The sequence below is a fragment of the Streptomyces sp. NP160 genome (genome assembly GCF_006335115.1).
Classification (GTDB): Bacteria; Actinomycetota; Actinomycetes; order Actinomycetales; family Quadrisphaeraceae; genus Quadrisphaera.
Genome location: NZ_VDMJ01000112.1, coordinates 1 through 344 on the forward strand (window position 1 = coordinate 1; position 344 = coordinate 344).

The 344-nt window shown below is 77.6% G+C and carries 1 protein-coding gene; it reads left to right on the plus strand.

Going from position 1 to position 344, the window contains the following annotated elements; genetic code table 11:
* A partial coding sequence (locus FHN55_RS22160) for a DUF881 domain-containing protein (protein ID WP_139714560.1) occupies nt 1-344 on the plus strand: 344 nt, incomplete at both ends.

The following is a 344-nucleotide window of genomic DNA, read 5'->3' on the forward strand; positions in this document are numbered from 1 at the left end:
CCCGCGACGTCGACCCCGCCGCCGACGCCCGCGTCCAGGACGGGGACCTGCAGCGCGTCGCCAACGGCCTGTGGAGCTCCGGCGCGGAGGCGGTGGCCGTCAACGGCCAGCGCCTGACCGCCGCCACCGCGATCCGCAGCGCCGGAGGCGCGGTGCTGGTGAACTTCCGGCCGCTGTCCCCGCCCTACCGGGTGGAGGCGATCGGGTCGCCGAACGCGCTCGCGGCGTCGTTCGCGCTCACGCCCGCCGCGCGGTGGCTGCAGGCCCTCCAGGACCAGTACGGCATCGGCGTGCAGGTGACCACCGCCGAGGCGCTGGACCTGCCCGCCCTCGACGCGCAGCGC